The sequence below is a fragment of the Ignisphaera cupida genome (assembly GCF_030186535.1).
GTDB classification, from domain to species: Archaea; Thermoproteota; Thermoprotei_A; order Sulfolobales; family Ignisphaeraceae; genus Ignisphaera; species Ignisphaera cupida.
The window spans coordinates 232889-247704 of record NZ_JASNVW010000002.1; the positions used below are offsets into that span (position 1 = coordinate 232889).

The following is a 14816-nucleotide window of genomic DNA, read 5'->3' on the forward strand; positions in this document are numbered from 1 at the left end:
TTCACGTTTTTAGGTATAGTAAAGCTTTTTTATGTTTCCACACTATTTTTCTTATTAACATGTACTATGTATTTATTATTTAGAACAATATATGGTGAATTATGTTGAGCAATGAAGTAAAGGTTTTTGGCATTGTCAAAGGGTTTAGAAGAGGTGGTGGAAGGCAATACAATAACCAAGTACTTATACAACTCTTTGCAGATTCGAAAGCAATAGGCTCTTTAGTAGGTGCAAAAATAAGAGTTGTCGATGGCTATGGCAACGTGTATAGAGGTAAGATAGTGAAGATACATAGCTTTAGAAACTGCATTGCAATAGCAAGATTCAACAGCAACCTACCTGGACAAGCCATAGGTTCCAGAGTTGAGGTTTATAAATAGAGGTTTTTGTCAGAGCAACTCTGATTAATCATAAATCATTTTTGCCGGGTTCTCATCATCCATTATTTAACACTGTTATCTAGTTATAAACTTGTTTTGGATAAATATAGTTTAGGGTGCTTCAATGGAGTTTTCACTTGTTGCTCAAACACTAGATATATTGGAGAAAACATCTAGCAAGATTCAACAAGCTGCTACTCTAGCTGCGCTTTTCAAGAAAACTCCTGCAATTGATATAGACAAGGTTGTTTACTTTATTCTTGGTATTCTATGGCCTGATTGGAAGGGTATGCCAGAGATTGGTATTGCTGAAAAGGGTATTCAAAAAGCTATTGCCATGGCTACAAACACTACTGAAAGTGAGGTTGAGAAGCTTTACAAGTCTTTAGGAGACTTTGGAGCTGTTGTTGAAAAACTTAAACTGGGTAAGCAAGGCAAGGCATCTGGTCTAATGACCTTTATCAAGAGTGCTAAAGAGGAGAAGAAGAGGTTGGATGTTGAAACAGTTTACAATACTCTTGTTAAAATTGCTATGCTTCAGGGAGAGGGCAGCAGGGATATGAAGCTTAGACTATTAACAGCTTTGCTTATGGATGCTGATGCTAAGGAGGCTAAATACATTGTTAGATTTGTTGAGGGAAGGCTAAGACTTGGTGTTGGAGAAGCAACAGTTATGGATGGTCTTGCAACAGCTTTTGGCGTTTCTCGAGATCTTGTTGAAAGAGCATACAACATATTTCCTGATCTTGGCGCTATAGCTAAGACTCTTGCTGAAAAGGGTGGTGGAGAGCTGAAGAACATTAAACCAACACCTGGAATACCACTAAGACCAATGCTTGCCGAAAGGGGTAGTGACCCAGTTGAAATACTGAACAAAGCCGGTTTTCCAGCATTAGCGGAGTTTAAATATGATGGTGAAAGAGCTCAAATACATAAGAAGGGTGACAAGATTTGGTTGTTTTCTAGAAGACTAGAGGAAATAACTCATCAATATCCAGATGTAGTTGAAATGGCTTTGAAGCATATAAAGGCTTCTGAAGCCATTGTTGAGGGGGAGATAATAGCTGTAGATCCTGAAACAGAAGAGTTTAAACCATTTCAAGAGCTTATGCATAGAAAGAGGAAGAAGGATATTCACGAAGCTGTTAAGGAAATACCTGTAGTTGTTAGACTATTTGATTGTCTTTATGTCGATGGTGTTGATCTTACAATGAAGCCACTTCCAGAGAGAAGGGAGTATCTTAGGAAAATAGTTGAGGAAAGTGATGAGTTTAGAATTGCTGAAGGCGCTATTGTAAAGGATAGTAAAGAGCTTGAGCAGCTGTTTCTAAAAGCTGTTGATGCTGGTTGTGAAGGTCTTGTTGTCAAGTCTCTTGGTAGAGATTCTGTTTACCAAGCTGGTGTAAGGGGGTGGCTATGGATAAAGTATAAAAGAGATTATAAAAGCGAGTTGACAGATACTGTTGACTTGGTGGTTGTTGGAGCATTTCATGGAAGAGGAAAGAGAAGTGGAACATATGGAGCACTGTTACTAGCTGCATACGATCCTGATACAGATAGATTTGTTACTGTATGTAAAGTTGGCACAGGTTTTACTGATGAGGAGCTTGCCCAGCTGCCAAGAAAATTAGAGCCATATAAACTACCCAATAAACATCAAAGAGTTGATAGTGACATAGAAGCTGATGTATGGTTTGAACCAGCTTTAGTAATGGAGGTTACAGGTGCTGAGCTAACATTATCCCCAGTACACACATGTTGCAGAGGCTGGGTAAAACCAGGTGTTGGAATATCAATAAGATTTCCAAGATTCATAAGATGGAGAGAAGATAAATCACCAACAGAAGCTACAACAAGTAAGGAAATATATGAAATGTATTTGAGGAAACTTAGGAAAATAGAGAGAGTTGAGCCTAAGGGAGAGGAAGCATAGATTTAATCACATCTGAAACACCAATACATGTTAAAAACATTTAATTATTTCAAATACACAATTGTTTTTGCAATATTTGTTTTTCAGACGCTATTAAGTATTGTAAAAGGTCTTGGCATATCCAATTGCATGGTTGATTTTAACTTAAATTCTAGTGGCGACAGCAGTTTTTTATTGGTGTAAGCTTTATGGATGATTATTTACCTGGTTATAGGGATTTTGTAAGAAGTGTTCTTGAGAAACATGGAGCAAGGATTGGTTGTAGAATTAGGTTGTGGCTTGCCAATAACATGGTTTTTGAAGGTATTTTGATGCCTCATCATGAGTTTAGCAGTAGTGACATAATAGTTGTTAAGCTTGACAATGGTTATAACATTGGCATATCGATTAACAGAGTTTCTAAAATTGATGTTGTTGAGTGCATTGAGAGAGGTGGGGCAAGAGCTCAGGAAGTGATTCAGAAACAGAAACCAGTTGTTAAAATTCTTGGTTGTGGAGGTACAATAGCTAGTAGAGTTGAGTATGAAACTGGTGCTGTTAAGCCCGCTATGAGCCCTGCAGAACTAATGGAGATAATACCTGAGCTTAAAGATTTTGCGGGATATGATGTTGAGGTTCTATTCAATATCTTGAGCGAGGATATGACACCAGCTCACTGGAAAGCTATTGCAGAATCTGTCTACAAATCAATTGCGAATGGTGTTGATGGCATTGTTGTGACACATGGAACAGACACAATGGGGTATACAGCAGCTGCACTAGCATTTTCTCTTCAAAATCTTCCAATGCCAATAGCTCTTGTAGGTGCTCAGAGAAGTAGTGATAGACCAAGTACAGATGCAGCTCTCAATCTATTGGCAGCTGTTGTAACAACTCTTAAAGCACCATTTGGAGAGGTTGTAGTTGTTATGCACTCAACACCATCGGATACGGAGGCTTTTGCTCATAGAGGTGTGAAGGTGAGGAAGATGCATAGTAGTAGAAGAGACGCTTTTCAAAGCATAAACGATTTCCCACTTGCAAAAATAGATTTGATGAAAATGGAAATAAAAACAATAAACAACAGATTTATTCCCAGATCCAAGGGCTTTGAAGAGATAAAGTTTTCTGCTTCTTTTGATGACAAAGTTGCTTTGGTTAAGGCATATCCAGGTTTTCAAAGTGAAATAATAGATTTTCTAGTTGATAAAAAGTTTCATGGAATAGTTATTGAGGGTACCGGACTTGGACACATTGGAAGCTACACTATAGAGTCTATCAGAAGAGCAGTTGAGGAGGGTATAGCAGTTGTTATGACAACACAAACACTTTTTGGTAGAGTGAACATGAATGTTTACACAACTGGTAGAAGACTTCTGGAAGCAGGTGTTATCCCAGGGGAGGATATGTTGCCAGAAACAGCATATGTGAAATTGTCATGGGTATTGGCACAAACAAGAGATTTGAAGGAGGTTAAAAAAATGATGCTAACAAACTATGTTAATGAGATAAACCCTGTTCACACACACAACCTCTATCCAATATGGATTCACTAAACCTAAAACAATTTTGGTAATCAGTTGCAATAGATTTATATTGGGAAAAAACGATTTGCTTCTCAAGGTGTATTCACTTGAATAAATTATTAATTGTCGTGGTCATAGCTGTGGCTATAGCTGGAGCATTAATAGGTTTGTGGTATTTTTTAAATGTTTCGAGCAAACCATCAACACAAGTATGCCAAATAAATAAAGATAACACATTCTTTGTTATATACTATAGCATTCCCCCCAATGCAACTGTTTTCAATCATTTGATGCAGAGTATTCAAAGCTATATCACCTCTAACAGCAGTGGAGCAATAAACCTAACACTCACACTTTGTATTAGAAAATTCTCTGAGGTGGATGAAGCTACAAGAAACTTGCTAAGCCCTTATAAAACATTCCCCATATTCGGTATTTACACATCAAAGGATTTGTCTGCGGCGAAGGGAATTTCAAATTTATTTGATGTTAGTGGAAGATACTATATTGCAAGAGAGAACATTACAATAGGAGTTTATAGCTACTTGGCATACTACGGTGTTTCGATATTGAAAGAGCCAAGGGTTTTTATTGAAACTTTTGAAAAGCCTAATATTAGTTTGGGGGAAACGCCTGTTATAGGCTCATTGAATGCTAAATACTATCTAATTATATATGAGGATGCTTGGTGCCCATTTTGTGCAAAGTTTTATAAAGAGTCCATACCAACTATAGAGCATTTTGTTTCAAATAATACATTTGCAATTGTTTTAAAGAACCTTATAGTGCATTCAGGTGTTGTTAATATTCACAGAAACTTGACAAGTTTATATGTAGTAACAAAAAATGCTACACTAGTATTCAATTTGATGAAGAAAATATATGATTATGTGTATACTGGATCAAACCCTTCGCCAGAAATTGTTGCTTCAATGATAAAGAATTTAACTGGTATTGATAAATTTGATGTTAATTTGAATAAAATTGATGAAATTATTAAAAACGATGAGCTGGAGTCACGAAGATATGGAGTATTTGGGACACCAGGTATTGTGATATGGAGTAGGGAGAGTGGTAGAGGTGTTGTGATTGTTGGATATGCATCAGCAGATGATATTCTAAATATTGTTAGAAGCTATTTAACATAATATTGAGTATGCTATGTTAAATCGCCACAGCTACATGTGAGTTCATGAACTATTCTATGAAGTTCTTCAAGTCCCTGCATATTTTTTGCTGATACCCTTGGCACTCTAGTTGCTTTGCTGTAAAGCCATATAACATCCATTACCTTTGACAGCATTTCTCCATACAATCCACTGTTTCTCAGTTTCTCAGTCACTATATCCACATCGCTTATCACATCTCCTATAAGCTCCAGATTTGGATAAACATCAATTTTGTTTATAACTGGAACAACATCAATTCCAAGTCTTGCTTGAAGAGCTACAGACATTATTGATGTAAATACATAGTCCTCAACTCTTTTAATAACACCTGCATCAAGAATAAAGAGAGCAAGAACATTGTTAGCCATTCTTTTGAAAACCTCAACAATTTTTGGAGCAACATCTCTAAAAATAAATACCTCCATCTGACCTGGTGTATCAACAAGAATAAAATCAGCATTGGCATCTCCAATAGCTTTTTCAATGATTCGAGTATTCTCAGCAAGCATGTCCATAGACTTTACAAGAGCACCGTTTGGTCCAAGGCCAAACTCCTTAGCAATTCTATGAGCATTTATATAGAAACTCACATCAAAATCAGGTTCATAGGGAATATACTCAGCTGCTGTATCCAAATTAACTTTGAAAACACTTGCACCAAATTCCTTAACCAACCAACTCGAATATGCATAGACTAGTGTTGACTTGCCACATCCAGCAGGACCAATAAACATGATAACGTTTTTTGTCAAATAGTATCACCAGAAAATACTATTTGTTGGCAGATAGAAACAATCTGTTAAGAAGCTAATAGGTTTTCGCATACATGCATTAAATGAAGTGCAGTACTGTTATCTTAAAAACTATCTGTATCCAAGAGCCATTACTAAAAATAGTGAAATAAGTGATGATAGCATGAAAACAGTGTACAGCGTAGTCACAAGCTCTTTTTCGCTTAACCCACTTCTAGAAAACCCTGTTACAAGTCTCACAAGTGTTATCGGAGCTAAAGAGTCTTTTGATGAATGTATACAGCCTGCTTCATCTACGAATGTAGGTCTTTTAACACTTTCCTTCTGTAAAAAGCCTTTAACAGATGCTATGTAGTAAAAACCGTTTATAAACATTGGTATAGAAGCCATTATATAGTATAGCTCTAGCCTGTAATAGGCAATCATAAGAGGTATTGTAACTCCAAGTATAAACGCACCTGTGTTTCCATTGAATATCTTCGCTGGGTAAACATTGAAGATACTGTAAGCTAATACAACAACAATAACTGTTAGCAAAGGTAGGCAAGAATCTATACTCGACTCAGTTAACAGCTTCAGTAGAAACGCAAAAAGATGTGTAAACAATACAAATATTGGCAAGGTACCATTGTGGGTATCTATCATGTTTGCACCATTCTGATAAACAGTGAATGCTACTAGAAGAAGAAGTGGATACAGATTAGATATTCTAATATAGCCAACAAGAGGTATCCACGGTCTTGGAGTATAAACTCCTAGTAGCAATACAGGTGCTGCAGAAACAAAACCAAGTATTATTTTCCACCTAGACTTCAAATCAACTAAGTCATCTACAAAACCTATGACAAAGGATGCGATAATAGATAGTGTAAAGGCCTCAAAATGTTTTGCATCTACATATCCACTGTATAGAAGAAGAGAAAAACCAGTTACCAACCCTATAAAAATGGCAAATCCGCCATTGCATGGAATTTTTGGCTTACTAGGCTTATGCACATCAACACATAGAATACCAAGCCTCTTCTCAATAGCTATTGAGGCAATAGCTGATAATACTGTTGCGAATGCTGTAGCAAGTTGTATGAATAGCCAATCCATATCTGATCAAATTAATGCATTCAAGTTACAAAAATTTAAGCTTGTTGTCTAGACATAGTCAAACAATATATGGCTATGGGGATGAGGAAGCAGAGCTAGCTTGTTGGGTAAAGAGTTATTGTCTCCTCTTTCGATGTAATCCTATTCCTTTCAAGTTGGTAAAGAGTTATATTAGTTACTCCATTGCTGTATAGCTCCATTTCTATAAATGATGGTGTAAATGAGCCTCCTCCACCACCCCATACACCAGTAACAGAACCCGGGTTAATATGCAAAACACTTGAGTATACTGTTACAAATGGTGAGTGTGTATGGCCAGAAACAAGAATTGATACCCCCATTCTCCTTGCGATCATAGTTAAAGCACTTATGTTACCCCTTGGCCTAACCTGATCACCATGAACAACACCAATTCTTATTCCAAAAACATCAAAAACCTCTTCCTCAGGCAAATCAAGATAATCCATATTTCCTTGCACAACAACTAGTCTCTTTCCCAATCTCTCAATATAGTCCAGAACATCTTGATCAACAACATCACCAGCATGTATAACAGCATCATATTTTCTACTCTTAAACATCTCAACAAACTCCTTTGGAAACCAATCAGCTCTCTCATGAATATGGCTATCAGATATTATAAGTATTAAGCGCTTCTCCAAAGCCATGTTTCCACACATTTCACAGCAATGATATTACATGTGTAGTAGCTTAAATTGCTTATTTTCATAAAGTTTTAAATCCTCTGCAGATATATCTGCAGATATATCTGTGATAATAATGTTTAGACCAACGCAAAAGGAATTTGAATTCAATACAGCACTCATAATACTCTATGCTCTTTCCAAAGGCCCTGCACATGGCTATGAGATTATGAGAAGAATAGAGGAAGAGTTCTTTATTCATAAAAGTCCTGGCATTTTATACCCATCTCTAAGAAAACTTGTTTCCATGGGTTATATAGAGGTTAGTGGCCAGGGTATGAAGGGAAGAAAGATTATGAGAATATATAAAATAACTGAAAGTGGTGTGAAGTTTCTTGAAAGCCATATGCAAAGAATTGAGTTTATAAAGAGGTTTTTTAAGGGTATGAGGATTTTTGAAAGTGTTGGTGGGAGTAGGGTTAGGGAAGCAATCTTTAAACTTGTTGAGGTTTTGCCTAGTGCAGGTGAAGATGATTTGAATCTTCTGAGGAGTTACATTGATGTTTTTGTGAAGTCTCTTGAGGATCTTAGAAACAGGATTTTGTCTAGAGGTGAATAGGCATGGAAAATGATATAGTTGTTGAAAATCTTGTTAAAAGATATGGATCTATTGAAGCTGTTAGAGGAATAAGCTTTCAGGTTAGAAGTGGGGAGGTGTTTGGGTTTTTAGGACCTAATGGAGCTGGAAAAACAACAACAATAAACATATTAGCAACTTTGCTTAAACCTACATCAGGTAAAGCTTTTGTAGCTGGATATGATGTTGTTTCGCAACCTGCTAAGGTCAGGAAGAGTATTGGTATTGTGTTTCAAGATCCTTCGTTAGATGATAACTTGACTGGTTATGAGAATCTCTATATTCATGGAAGATTATATGGGTTGAGGGGGCAGAGTCTTAGAGAAAGAATTGAGGAGGCACTAAAATTTGTTGAGCTTTGGGAATTCAAAGACAGACTTGTGAGAAACTATTCAGGTGGTATGAGAAGAAGACTGGAAATTGCTAGAGCAATGCTTCACATACCAAGAATACTCTTCCTAGATGAGCCAACAATTGGTTTAGATCCTCAGACAAGGGTTCATATATGGGACTATATAAAGAGGTTGAACAAGGAGTATGGAACAACAATCTTTTTAACAACGCATTACATGGAGGAGGCTGAGATGTTGTGTGATAGAATAGCTATTATAGACCATGGAAAAATAATAGCCTTGGGAACAGCTGAAGAGCTAAAGTCTATGGTTAGTTCAGACATTGTTTATGTGAAACTGGCTAAAAACGATGGTGAGATATGTTCAAAACTTTCAATAACTGGTGTAGAGAATTGCAAAGTTGTTGAGAGCAATACAGTTGCTTTGCAAGTTAAAAAAGCTTCTGAGGCAATACCTGCAATACTTCTTCATCTAGAAAAACTTGAGATGAGAGTTGTAGAGGTTAGCTATAGAAGACCATCTCTAAATGATGTATTCATACACTTAACTGGTAGAGAGATAAGGGATAGTGAGGGAAGTTTCATAGAAATAGCTAGAATGAGACATAGAGCTAGGATGAGGTGATGAAAATGCTGGAGTATGTTTATATAATGGCTTATAGACAAATAAAAAGGTTTTGGAGAGCAAGATCAAGAATTGCAGGTACGATAGTAAATAACATTCTATGGCTACTATTCTTTGGGCTTGGCTGGGCATATACATTAAGGGGGCAGCAATTCCAAATGCTTTTTAAAGGACTAGACTATCTATCTTTTCTATTACCAGCAACATTTGCAACATCAATATTCCAAGCCAGTTTCATGGGTGGAATATCAGTTATATGGGATAAGCAGTTTGGTTTTCTAAAGGAAGTTCTTGTTGCACCAGCTCCACGATACTTAACAATTCTTGGAAGAGCACTTGGAGACTCAATAGTGTCTCTAACAAATGGTTTGATAATGCTTGCAATGGGCTTTGCATTAACATCTAGACTTAATCCAATGGGGCTTCCAATAGCACTTGCAATAGGCTTTGTAATGGCCATTGGCTTTACCTCAATGGGTATTGCAATAGCATCTTCCATGAGAAGTCCAGAAGGCTTTCAGTTAATAGTTGGAACAGTGACAATGCCAATGACTTTGCTAAGTGGATCCATGTTTCCACTTAACATGACTCCAACATGGATGCAAATTCTTGCACTAATATCCCCGCTAACCTATGCTGTTGATTTGTGTAGATACTACTTATCAGGGGTTTCATTTCTTAACATGGTTTATCCATGGCTTGGTCAAGAAACTGAGATTTTATTGCTAATAGCAACATCTTTAATGTTAATGGTGATTGCCATGAAAATGTTTGAGAGAACAACAATTGAGTAATGAGCGAATATGTTTATCCAAAGCTTTTTACATACTCCCTTATTCCAGAAGCAATCATTTCAACAGCAAAAGACGCTATTATTATTGACATGAATCTTCCAAGACCTTGTAGAAATGTTGTTCCAGCAAGCCTTGCCACCTCTCTTCCCACTATCATAACAAAGTATGTTAATATGAAAGCTATGTATGATGCTATCAACGTGTTTAGAAGTCCATATAGTCTTGCTGATGTAATTAGCAAAGTCATTGTGCCTGGGCCAACAATTAGAGGTGTTGCTATTGGAACTATGACATATGTTCCAACATCTATTTTCTCTGGCTTGTGTCCTGTTATCAAGGTGTCTATTGCTGTTGCCATGAGTATTGCCCCTGCAGCTGTTTTAAGTGCTGATAGGCTTATGCCGAAAAATAGGAGTATGTATCCCCCGACAACACTAAAGATGTTTAGCAAGATGAATATTGCCAAAGCTGCTTTGTTTACAAGTTTTTTGCTTTCATCTGGTGGTAGCAACGAGGTGATATCTAGAAGTGTTGGTAGTGCTGCTAGAGGATCCATTATGGCGAATAGCTGTATTGATAGCATTGCTATAGCGTATGGCTCTATAATTTCCATTGTCAAAACCTTTTATAATGTTATCTGTTGAATTTAAAAACTGAAGTGCTTGATTGTGATGAGAAATGGGTAAAGCAGTTCATGTAATGCTATTCATTGTTGCTTCTATTAGCATTGGGCTTGCATCCATATTTATTAGGCTTTCAAATGCTTCTCCCATTGCTTGTGCTTTTTGGAGACTTTTAATAGCATCAATAATAATAGCTTTTTCACCAAGTGGCTCAACAAAACATATTTTTTCTAAACACACTCTCTACCCCTTTCTAGCTGGGATTGCACTTGCAACTCATTTTGTTCTTTGGATGGATTCTTTATTCAGAGTTTCTGTAGCTGTTAGCACAACAATTGTTGTTTTATACCCAATTCACCTAGCCATTGTAGAGACTTTGAAAGGTGAAAAGCCAAGTATTTTGGAAGTAGCTGGAATTGTAATGGGTTTTGCAAGTGTTATTACACTCTCCCTATACACATCAACACATGTTGGAGGCAGTTTAATAGGTGTCGCAGAATCTTTTGCAGCATCTATAGCAGCTGCAATCTATTTCTACATTGGCAAAATTTCTAGAAAGTTCATGGCGCTAAAAGAATATGCTGTAACAGCATATGCTTCAGCATCCATAACAACACTTCTGTATAGCTTTATTGCCAAAGATAATGTGTTTTCCTATATCCCAAAATCGTGGCCATGGCTATTAGCACTAGCAGTTGTACCCATGATAGGTGGTCACACAACAATGAACTACTTGCTCAAATTCTACAAAAGCTCAACAGTAACATCGATAGCATTAGCAGAACCAGCAATAGCCTCAGCCTTAGCAGTTATTATTCTAGGAGAGAACATGACAACTATACACGGCATTGCACTAGCCTTGGCAATTTCTGGAACATGGATTGTTCTTAAAAGTAGCAAGCAATAACCTTCTATGAGTTTTAAGCTATTCAATTCTATAAACATTTCACACACGCAATACAAGTATAAATCCACAAGAATTTTCTTCATGTATACACCTCCTCAACATCTCTTCTAAAACCTCTCATAAACAGCATGTAATCATCATTACATAAGCTTAACAATATGAAAAGTTTTATACCCCATTCAACACAAATTATAGCAAATGTTTCAAAATTCACTAGAACAAGGGTTGGAGTCTAGCAAATGGAATTGAGGGTATGTGTTGGTAGTAAAAATCCTTCGAAGATAGAGGGTGTTAGAAGAGCTTTCCAAGCGTTTTTCAATAATGTTGATGTTAAGGGGTGCGCTGTTGAAACAGGTCTTCCGCCACAGCCAATAGGTATTGAAATAACTATGAGAGGTGCTAGAATAAGAGCTGAAAAGGCCTTGAAGTGTTTTAGTGATTGTGACTTTGGTGTTGGTGTTGAAGCTGGTTTTATAAGCTTTGGCGAAGTTTTTTACGATGTTCAAGTAACATACATTGTTGATAGAAATGGTTTTGCATCCTATGGCTTCTCCCCAGCTTTTCCAATACCCAAAAAATTTGCTGAGTTGATTATCAAAGGTGTTTTCAAAGAGCTTGAGGAAGTTGTTGACAATTTTTATGGCACTAAAAACATAGGGGAGAAGGGTGGCTTCATAAAACTGCTAACCAAAGGTGTTGTGCGTAGAGAGGATCTAACATACTACTCTGTTATAGCTGCTTTAATACCATTTATCAACAAAGATGTTTACATGTAAAAAAGGTTATAGCCTAGCTCATTTTCTGCGTTGAAGCAATGCTACAACAGCTATGGCTATAGATGCAAAAGCTATTGCATAGGCTATTGTCACCTCTTTTGATATCAAATCAATTCTTTTGCTTATCTCATCATAGCTTTTAGCCAAAGAACTATTAACAATATCCAGATATGTTTTCAAATTGTTTAGTTCTTTAGCAACGCTACTTATTTGCGAAGTCACATTTGCTGCTATACTCAATACAATATTTGTTACACCTTTAGTAGCATTCTTAATTGTGCTGTTAACACCTGTGGCAATGGCTTTTTCAGGACTTTGCCAAAGAATTGTTAATGTTGTTGTATATGGCAATAAACTCTCATTGACATTAACATATATTGTTGCAACAGCTTCTGCATAGCTAAACTGCTTTTTCGCCACAGGCTTTATCCAAATTCTGTACAGGTTGTTGTATGGATTAGAAATATTTACAATCTCCACATCAACTACATCACTTGGCTTTGTAAATATCTCAACCCTTTGAATTGATATGTTAACAGGTGACGATACTTCTATGTAGCTCTCCTCACCAACAACATAATAGCTCTTAGTGCTTATGTGCAATGGCAGAAGTGTATAGAGCTTATATGTCTTCACATATGTGTTGTTTATTACATGTGTTGTATTTACTATTTTCGTTGCATTTATTATTCTAGTAACAACTTCAACAGCTCTAGACGATATATACAAAGGTTTTTGAAGCACAACATTTGGATTTGAAAAGTCATACAATGTCACATTATACCAATTGCTTTCTGCAACAAATGGTGTTACAACAGCTGAATATATTCCGCCTCTCAAATTAGAAATGTCGAAAGAAACAATGTTGTTTCCTATGTAAACAGCTACAATATCGCCAATGCCAATGCCGGCAACGAGTATATTGAGTATCTCACCACTTGAGATGTTAGTGACCTTGCCTACAATACCTGTCGACAGGATTAAATCTGGGTTTATTTTGATTAGTTTTTTGCCATAGTAAACACTCCCCTTCTCAATACCTACTGCAATAACCTCGTTACCACCAATGTGTGTTGGTGGAATTGTGAAAACAGCTACGGTACCTGGTCTATAAAGACCTTTGTAGATTTCTACACCAGCTATGTAAATTGATAGAGCAGTTTCTTTGTAGAGATTGTAGATTTTTGCAACAGCTTTTGACATTGGTGTTGCTTCAGATGGGTAAACATCTACGTTTATCGAATATATGTTGAAGTTAAGTGCTTTTGCAATAGCCTTGAATGCATTTACAAGACCCTTTCCAGAGCCACTACCATTAACAAAATCTGTAGTCGATGTTATAACATCGTAAACAGCTTCAACTAGCTTAGCACCGCTAAGCCCTTTTCTATAAAGAATTTCACTAACAACAGCAGCTACTCCAGCAACAATTGGTGTGGAAGCACTTGTTCCACTATCAATAGCTATTAAACCACCTGGGAAAGCCCCTGGAACATCAACACCAGGAGCAACAACATCAGGTTTTTCATAGGTTTTGGGATAGACCCCTTTAAAAGGCCATGTTGCTGGAGGCTCTGGCCACTCAACAGTTTCGAAACTACTAAACCACGCAACATTATCGTTGAAGTTTGTTGCCCCAACACCTATAACACCCCATATATTTCCAGGATTTGATGATGTATATGGACCATCGTTGCCTATTGCAGCTATAGCCACAATACCATTTTCTATGAGCTTTTCTATTGCTGGTAGAAAAACATTTGAGTAGTTTCCAGATGCTCCAAAACTCATTGAAACAACATTAACTCTACCAACATTTATTGGTTGTTTCCTACAGTCATATGGCTTCAAAACCCAGTCGAGACCAGCTAGAACTTGGGCAGATGTTCCATACCCAGCTGGCAAAACAAGTGCTGAAAGTATTTTAGCATTTGGTGCTACTCCAAAAACATATCTTTTTCCATCACCTCCAGCAGCTATGCTCGCAACCCACGTCCCATGCCCATAGGTATCGTGAGGCTCTGAGCAAACAGGTCTTCCCTTTCTATCAAACTCAATCCACCCAACAAGCTTACCTGCTAATAGTGGATGTGTTGGATCTATACCTGTATCCAGAATAGCTATGTTTATGCTATAGATAGATGCGTTTAAATATCTCAAAGCAATGTCTGCAGCAACTCTTGATACTGCCCAAGACCATGCAAGTGTCACGTTTGTTAACAAGCCATAGCCTTGGCTAATCCTCTGAACACTTCCAACAACTCTTAGACTTGACAATGTTGAGTGAATAGATATGTTTATGTTTGGGTATGTGGAAAAACCAAAGCTTTTGATAATGCTAATAGCGCTTGGTGTACACCTAGCCAAAACTGCTTTAATATTCCAAAAAACATTTTCAACAATACACTGAGTTGTGGAAATGACTTGAAAGAGTTGTGCATGTTCATCAAAGTAGATGATGTACTCATTTGCATTTTCAAGAGCCTTAACCTTTAAAACCCAAAAGACAATGTTGTTTAAGGCAATTGCTAGAAGAAGAACAAGCAAAAGTATTGAGGTCAAGTGTTTGTGATTAAACATTTTTATCCACCTTTGGGAAAAATCCTTGAGAAACACAGAAA

At 37.0% G+C, this 14816-nt stretch carries 14 protein-coding genes; 9 read left to right on the top strand and 5 right to left on the bottom strand.

What is annotated here, in order from left to right:
• Window positions 1-104 precede the first annotated feature (104 nt).
• The 4 genes from QPL79_RS04745 (at window position 105) to QPL79_RS04760 (ending at window position 4966) form a co-directional block, all read left to right on the top strand.
• Complete coding sequence (locus QPL79_RS04745) at window positions 105-380, top strand: 50S ribosomal protein L35ae (protein ID WP_285273637.1); 276 nt, start codon at window positions 105-107, stop codon at window positions 378-380.
• 124 nt (window positions 381-504) lie between these two features.
• Window positions 505-2313: an ATP-dependent DNA ligase gene (locus QPL79_RS04750; RefSeq protein WP_285273638.1), complete on the top strand. Its 1809-nt coding sequence runs from the start codon at window positions 505-507 to the stop codon at window positions 2311-2313.
• A 188-nt stretch (window positions 2314-2501) separates the two neighbouring features.
• Window positions 2502-3848 (top strand): Glu-tRNA(Gln) amidotransferase subunit GatD, encoded by a 1347-nt coding sequence (gatD, locus tag QPL79_RS04755; protein ID WP_285273639.1) that lies wholly within the window; start codon window positions 2502-2504, stop codon window positions 3846-3848.
• Between the two features lie 77 nt (window positions 3849-3925).
• Window positions 3926-4966, top strand: a complete 1041-nt coding sequence (locus QPL79_RS04760; protein ID WP_285273640.1) for a DsbA family protein — start codon at window positions 3926-3928, stop codon at window positions 4964-4966.
• A gap of 11 nt (window positions 4967-4977) precedes the next feature.
• On the opposite strand, the gene QPL79_RS04765 is transcribed toward QPL79_RS04760, so the two are convergent.
• The 3 genes from QPL79_RS04765 to QPL79_RS04775 form a co-directional block, all read right to left on the bottom strand.
• The gene (locus tag QPL79_RS04765) at window positions 4978-5739 is read right to left on the bottom strand and encodes a PRK13768 family protein (RefSeq protein WP_285273641.1); all 762 of its coding nucleotides are present in this window, start codon (window positions 5737-5739) and stop codon (window positions 4978-4980) included.
• A gap of 111 nt (window positions 5740-5850) precedes the next feature.
• A complete protein-coding gene (locus tag QPL79_RS04770; protein WP_285273642.1) occupies window positions 5851-6837 on the bottom strand; it encodes an MraY family glycosyltransferase in 987 nt (328 codons plus the stop codon).
• Window positions 6838-6932: 95 nt separating this feature from the next.
• Complete coding sequence (locus tag QPL79_RS04775) at window positions 6933-7505, bottom strand: YfcE family phosphodiesterase (protein ID WP_285273643.1); 573 nt, start codon at window positions 7503-7505, stop codon at window positions 6933-6935.
• A gap of 112 nt (window positions 7506-7617) precedes the next feature.
• Between QPL79_RS04775 and QPL79_RS04780 the strand changes: the two genes are divergently transcribed.
• The 3 genes from QPL79_RS04780 to QPL79_RS04790 are packed head-to-tail and all read left to right on the top strand — an operon-like array spanning window position 7618 to window position 9889.
• A complete protein-coding gene (locus QPL79_RS04780) occupies window positions 7618-8100 on the top strand; it encodes a PadR family transcriptional regulator (protein ID WP_285273644.1) in 483 nt (160 codons plus the stop codon).
• Window positions 8101-8102: 2 nt separating this feature from the next.
• On the top strand, window positions 8103-9095 hold the full coding sequence (locus QPL79_RS04785) for an ATP-binding cassette domain-containing protein (RefSeq protein ID WP_285273645.1): 993 nt from the start codon (window positions 8103-8105) through the stop codon (window positions 9093-9095).
• A 5-nt stretch (window positions 9096-9100) separates the two neighbouring features.
• Window positions 9101-9889 (top strand): ABC transporter permease, encoded by a 789-nt coding sequence (locus tag QPL79_RS04790; protein WP_285273646.1) that lies wholly within the window; start codon window positions 9101-9103, stop codon window positions 9887-9889.
• Between the two features lie 13 nt (window positions 9890-9902).
• On the opposite strand, the gene QPL79_RS04795 is transcribed toward QPL79_RS04790, so the two are convergent.
• A complete protein-coding gene (locus QPL79_RS04795; protein WP_285273647.1) occupies window positions 9903-10502 on the bottom strand; it encodes a MarC family protein in 600 nt (199 codons plus the stop codon).
• 65 nt (window positions 10503-10567) lie between these two features.
• Here QPL79_RS04795 and QPL79_RS04800 point away from each other — a divergent pair, with 65 nt between their 5' ends.
• Window positions 10568-11419 carry a DMT family transporter gene (locus tag QPL79_RS04800; protein ID WP_285273648.1) on the top strand — a complete coding sequence of 284 codons (852 nt, stop codon included), beginning with the start codon at window positions 10568-10570 and terminating at the stop codon, window positions 11417-11419.
• 239 nt (window positions 11420-11658) lie between these two features.
• A complete protein-coding gene (gene yjjX / locus QPL79_RS04805) occupies window positions 11659-12195 on the top strand; it encodes an inosine/xanthosine triphosphatase (protein ID WP_285273649.1) in 537 nt (178 codons plus the stop codon).
• An 18-nt stretch (window positions 12196-12213) separates the two neighbouring features.
• On the opposite strand, the gene QPL79_RS04810 is transcribed toward yjjX, so the two are convergent.
• Complete coding sequence (locus tag QPL79_RS04810) at window positions 12214-14775, bottom strand: S8 family serine peptidase (RefSeq protein ID WP_285273650.1); 2562 nt, start codon at window positions 14773-14775, stop codon at window positions 12214-12216.
• Window positions 14776-14816: the final 41 nt, after the last annotated feature.

Excerpts from the sequence above, each read along its gene's own strand:
- QPL79_RS04785 (WP_285273645.1), top strand. The coding sequence starts at position 8,103 with ATGGAAAATGATATAGTTGTTGAAAATCTTGTTAAAAGATATGGATCT.
- QPL79_RS04795 (WP_285273647.1), bottom strand. The coding sequence starts at position 10,502 with ATGGAAATTATAGAGCCATACGCTATAGCAATGCTATCAATACAGCTA.
- QPL79_RS04800 (WP_285273648.1), top strand. The coding sequence starts at position 10,568 with ATGGGTAAAGCAGTTCATGTAATGCTATTCATTGTTGCTTCTATTAGC.
- QPL79_RS04790 (WP_285273646.1), top strand. The coding sequence starts at position 9,101 with ATGCTGGAGTATGTTTATATAATGGCTTATAGACAAATAAAAAGGTTT.
- gatD (WP_285273639.1), top strand. The coding sequence starts at position 2,502 with ATGGATGATTATTTACCTGGTTATAGGGATTTTGTAAGAAGTGTTCTT.
- QPL79_RS04770 (WP_285273642.1), bottom strand. The coding sequence starts at position 6,837 with ATGGATTGGCTATTCATACAACTTGCTACAGCATTCGCAACAGTATTA.
- QPL79_RS04750 (WP_285273638.1), top strand. The coding sequence starts at position 505 with ATGGAGTTTTCACTTGTTGCTCAAACACTAGATATATTGGAGAAAACA.
- QPL79_RS04775 (WP_285273643.1), bottom strand. The coding sequence starts at position 7,505 with ATGGCTTTGGAGAAGCGCTTAATACTTATAATATCTGATAGCCATATT.
- yjjX (WP_285273649.1), top strand. The coding sequence starts at position 11,659 with ATGGAATTGAGGGTATGTGTTGGTAGTAAAAATCCTTCGAAGATAGAG.
- QPL79_RS04810 (WP_285273650.1), bottom strand. The coding sequence starts at position 14,775 with ATGTTTAATCACAAACACTTGACCTCAATACTTTTGCTTGTTCTTCTT.
- QPL79_RS04780 (WP_285273644.1), top strand. The coding sequence starts at position 7,618 with ATGTTTAGACCAACGCAAAAGGAATTTGAATTCAATACAGCACTCATA.